Source organism: Bulleidia sp. zg-1013, assembly GCF_019798045.1.
Lineage (GTDB): Bacteria > Bacillota_I > Bacilli_A > Erysipelotrichales > Erysipelotrichaceae > Bulleidia.
The window spans coordinates 1-4,526 of sequence record NZ_JAGXEX010000006.1 but is presented as its reverse complement, the minus strand read 5'-3'; the positions used below and the strand labels follow the sequence as shown (position 1 = coordinate 4,526).

Here is a 4,526-nt window from a genome sequence, read left to right as displayed (position 1 = left end):
TTGTTCTTTCATAGATAATCGTATCCTCTTCATTTGTTCCTCCAATGACTGGAAAATAATAAAATGGAGAAAGAGATGTAAAACAATGCCTCACTATCTTTAATCAATAATCGGGACATTTTCACTGAACATCTATTAAGACATTATCACTGAACATTCATAGTATAGTCCAAACAAAGAAAGAATCGCTATTTTTAAAGAAGTGGCGCAACAGTTCCACTCTGTTTTTGTGCAAATAAGTGATGAACAACTAAAACTAACCGTAAATTTGGTGTTTCTTTTAGAAGAAGATAAAGATGGGTCTCACCGTGAGTTTGAAAATGAATATATCCTAATCGATGGGATATCGAAAGAAGAATTATCTATTCTATTTGAAGCGGCGAATGAAAAGATAGAAACAGATGCGATGATTACAATAATCAAAACAGTGCATAACCAAAACTGGCTTTTATCCGATTTATTCCTTGAAACAAAAGAGGAAAAAGAGTTGATGGAAAAAGTGTTAGAATTAGAGAATATCTTATTACAAAGTAATCAATTGGATTTGAATTCTTTTGAAGAAGGTCAAAAAGGAGATATTAAAAATGCGTTGATGATGGCTTATATGACACTGATGCAAGGAAAATTTGAAAAAGAACCAATACAAAAACAATTAGATGAATTAAAGCGATTATTAAGGAGAAAGCGATGAAAAAAATATGTGTTGTAGGAGGAGCGAATATTGATATTTGTGGATCTAGTTTGGAGCCGCTTCGTCAATACGACTCTAATCCTGGAGAAATCAATTTAAGTTTTGGCGGGGTTGGTCGTAATATCGCCCAAATTTGTGCTTTATTAGGGGAAGAAGTGCAATTCGTTACTTGTTTTTCTTCGGATCCTTACGCCAAAATGTTACAAGAAGATTGCCGAAGGTTAGGAATGGATATTTCTAAAAGCGCAATCACAAAGGATTATCCAAGCTCTATTTACTTGGCTATCTTAGATCAAAATCGAGATATGAAAATTGCGATGAGTGATATGCGCATTTTAAGAGCGATGGATACAGCTGTTCTTGATAAAGCGCTAGAGGATTTAGATGAAGGGGATGCTTTAATTCTGGATGCTAATTTAGATTTAAATAGTATTGAATATTTAACAAAACATACGAAATCTTTTTTGGTGGCTGATCCTGTATCCGTTCAAAAATCAAAGCGCTTAGTACCTATTCTACCGTACTTAAATGTATTTAAGCCAAATCAATACGAAGCCGAGGCGTTAACCGGTATCTTTGTGAAAGATAAAGAGACGGCTAGACAATGCCTTACTTGGTTTTTAAATCAAGGAATGCAAGAAATTATTGTGTCATTAGCCGATCAAGGTGTTATACTTGGAAGTTCAGAAGGTATGTTCTGGTATCGTCATCGTCCGATTCATCTTTCTAATGCAACGGGAGGCGGTGATTCCTTGTTAGGAGCGTATGTTTCTGAAAGAATTCGAGGTGTAAGTCCTTGCGAGGCTATTCGATTTGGTCTTAGTGCAACGGTTGTTAGTATTGAACAAGACGCTGTGCGACGTCGTAGTTTAGAAAGGGCAAAAGTGCGCGAGTGTATGGAAAGCATGAATATACAGGAGGAAAAGTTATGAAAGTAAGAACAAGTCAGGAAGTTGCGAAGGCTATTGCTGAAGGGAAGCCGGTCATTGCGTTAGAATCGACTATTATTTCCCATGGTATGCCTTATCCACAAAATGTAAAAACAGCTTTAGAGGTTGAAAAGATTATTCGTGAAAATAGTTGTATTCCTGCAACGGTTGGTATTATCGAAGGTGAACCGGTTGTTGGTATGTCGGCGGAAGAAATTGAAGAATTTGGTAAGCGTGGTTTATCCATTCCTAAAGTGTCTCGTCGTGATATCCCAACGATTGTTGCCAATAAGGATTGGGGTGCTTCAACAGTTGCAACAACGATGATTTTTGCGGCCATGGCAGGCGTTGAGTTTTTCGTAACTGGTGGTATTGGGGGCGTTCATCGTGGTGCTGAGTTAACGTTTGATGTCAGCGCTGATTTAGAGGAGTTAGGTAATACAAATGTAACGGTTATCTGCGCGGGGGCAAAAGCAATTTTGGATTTACCTAAGACCTTAGAAGTGTTAGAAACAAAGGGCGTTCCGGTGTTTGGTTATCAAACGGAGGAATTACCGGCTTTCTACACAAGAACCTCGGGTCTAAAAGTAGACCATGCTTTAAAAGATGCCAGTGAAGCCGCATCGATTATCCACGCTAAGAGAGAATTGGGCTTAAAAGGGGGTGTATTGATTACAAATCCTATTCCTGAAGAATACAGTATGGATTCAAAGGCAATCAATAAAGTCATTGACCAGGCCATTGCTGAAATGGATGAAAAGGGTGTTCATGGTAAAGAAGCAACGCCCTTCTTGTTAGCCAAGGTAGCTGAATTAACTGATGGTGAATCCTTGAATTCCAATATTCAATTGGTGTTCAATAACGCAAAAGTAGGCTGTGCAATTGCCAAGGAGTACTATAAATAATGCATGATACCGAACTTTCTGAAGTATTAACAAAAGGAAAATTAATTTCCGGTTTACAAATGTTAGGAATTACGGGAAGCCAAATATTAGAAGTACATACCAAAATGTCTGCTTTTAATTATGTGATTGGTGGCGCGAAAACTATCGTGGATGGTCTTTTTGAGTTATGTCAAAATGGAGGAACGATTTTAATGCCAACACAAGTAGCGGACAATAGCGAGCCTAGTGATTGGAAAAATCCGCCAATTTCACCAGAACTTTGGAAAACAGTGCGCCAGGAAATTCCTGTCTTTGATTCGGAAAGTTCGGATACGCACTACATGGGTTCTGTTGTTTTGAATTTTCAGCATCGAAAAGGCGTGGTGAGTTCCGGCCATCCAAGTGATTCCTATGCGGCTTGGGGCAGATATGCGAAACTGTTGGTTAATGGTCAATCCATGCATTTTCCATTGAGTGAAGAAAGTCCAGCCGCTCGTCTTTATGAATTAAAAGGCTATGTGTTATTGATGGGAGTAGATTTTTCCAGCTGTACGGCGTTGCATTTAGCGGAATATCGTGCTGATTGTCGTCCAGTTGAAATTCAAGGGGCTATGATTGAAACGAAAGATGAACATAAATGGAAAGAATATTTAAATCTCCAATTAGATAGTGATGATTTTGTGAGGGTCGAACAAATCCTGCGAAAAAAAGAGCTACTACGAGAAACCACGATTTGTGGATGCCCGGTAATGCTTTTTTCAGCTGTAGCCGCCATCGATGAAGCGACACGTTATTTAGAAAATGCAAGTGTGTTTGACTTATACCGTTAGAACCAATGGTGTTTTTGAACGGCTTTCTCATATAAGGAAGCAATCAAGGACACCTTTTTTTCATCTTCTTCTGTAAAGCGATTTTCAATGGGTGCATCAATATCAATCATGCCAATACATTCGTTGTCCTTCATAATAGGAACACAGAGTTCGCTTCGTGAATCCGAGTCACAAGCGATGTGATCTTGAACTGCTAACACATTTGGAACGTTCAATAGTCTTTTTTCACGATAGCATTTCCCACAAACGCCTTTTTCAAAAGGGATATGAGTGCAAGCCATCTTACCTTGAAATGGACCCAAAACCAATTCACCATTTTTAACGAAATAAAAACCAGCCCAATTAATATTAGGAAGTAATTGGTTGATATACGCTGTCAAGTTGCTCGTTGCAGCTAAGAAGTCTACCTCTTCTAAAAGAGATTGTGTTTGTTGCAAGATAATCATATTTATAGTGTACTTCAAGAATGCACGTTTCGACAATTTGCATGGTTTGGAGTAAAATAAAAAACGGAAAAAAGGAGATTAGATGAATCCAAAAGTAAAAGATACAGTCTATGTCCAATCTTTTAAACACGATGGTTCTTTACATAGAACTTGGTGTAAGGCTTTTGTTTTAGAGGCGGATGAAGAGAAAATAGTGGCAGTCACGGATCGAGCTTGGGTGATTGAATCAGATGGTCGCAAATGGATAACCAGAGAACCGGCGGTCTGTTTCTTTTATAAAAAGAAATGGTTTAATGTGATATCCATGATTCGCCATAGTGGTATTTATTACTATTGCAACTTAGCTTCCCCGAGTTTATATGATGGAGAGGCAATTAAGAATGTAGATTATGATTTAGATGTGAAATTATTTCCCGATCGAAGCTATGTGATATTAGATGAAGATGAATATCGAGAACATGGTGAGGAATATGTGTACTCTGATGATTTGAAGGAAGTTGTCGAGAAATCAATGACATCTTTAATTGGCATGATGGAACGGGAAGAAGAACCTTTTCAAAAAGAATGCATCAATAAGTACTATCAATTGTATTTGAATTTAAAAAAGGAATTCTGATGATGATGTGACCCCAAAGTTAGACTTTTAAATTTAGATATGTCAAACTCCAAATTTTTCAAAAAAAGTATGAATAATAGGCTTGCCATAGGAGGGATGAGATGATATTATAACTGGGCACTAGAGAGCA

The 4,526-nt window shown here is 37.8% G+C and carries 6 protein-coding genes; 5 read left to right on the top strand and 1 reads right to left on the bottom strand.

Features of this window, described 5'->3' with window-relative positions:
• Positions 1–229 precede the first annotated feature (229 nt).
• The 4 genes from K7I92_RS05310 to K7I92_RS05295 are packed head-to-tail and all read left to right on the top strand — an operon-like array spanning position 230 to position 3,334.
• Complete coding sequence (locus K7I92_RS05310) at positions 230–691, top strand: hypothetical protein (RefSeq protein ID WP_220282334.1); 462 nt, start codon at positions 230–232, stop codon at positions 689–691.
• On the top strand, positions 688–1,623 hold the full coding sequence (locus K7I92_RS05305; RefSeq protein ID WP_220282333.1) for a carbohydrate kinase family protein: 936 nt from the start codon (positions 688–690) through the stop codon (positions 1,621–1,623). Before K7I92_RS05310 ends, K7I92_RS05305 begins: the two co-directional genes overlap by 4 nt.
• Positions 1,620–2,525 carry a pseudouridine-5'-phosphate glycosidase gene (locus K7I92_RS05300; RefSeq protein WP_203245261.1) on the top strand — a complete coding sequence of 302 codons (906 nt, stop codon included), beginning with the start codon at positions 1,620–1,622 and terminating at the stop codon, positions 2,523–2,525. Before K7I92_RS05305 ends, K7I92_RS05300 begins: the two co-directional genes overlap by 4 nt.
• A complete protein-coding gene (locus K7I92_RS05295; RefSeq protein WP_220282332.1) occupies positions 2,525–3,334 on the top strand; it encodes an aminoglycoside N(3)-acetyltransferase in 810 nt (269 codons plus the stop codon). The genes K7I92_RS05300 and K7I92_RS05295 overlap by 1 nt, the downstream gene beginning before the upstream one ends.
• On the opposite strand, the gene K7I92_RS05290 is transcribed toward K7I92_RS05295, so the two are convergent.
• Entirely contained in the window at positions 3,331–3,780 is a 450-nt protein-coding gene (locus K7I92_RS05290; RefSeq protein WP_220282331.1) for a GAF domain-containing protein, read from the bottom strand. The two genes, K7I92_RS05295 and K7I92_RS05290, sit on opposite strands and share 4 nt — an antisense overlap.
• An 82-nt stretch (positions 3,781–3,862) precedes the next feature.
• On the opposite strand from K7I92_RS05290, the gene K7I92_RS05285 reads away from it, so the two are divergent.
• Positions 3,863–4,396 carry a DUF402 domain-containing protein gene (locus K7I92_RS05285; RefSeq protein ID WP_203245264.1) on the top strand — a complete coding sequence of 178 codons (534 nt, stop codon included), beginning with the start codon at positions 3,863–3,865 and terminating at the stop codon, positions 4,394–4,396.
• The last annotated feature ends 130 nt before the right edge of the window (positions 4,397–4,526 follow it).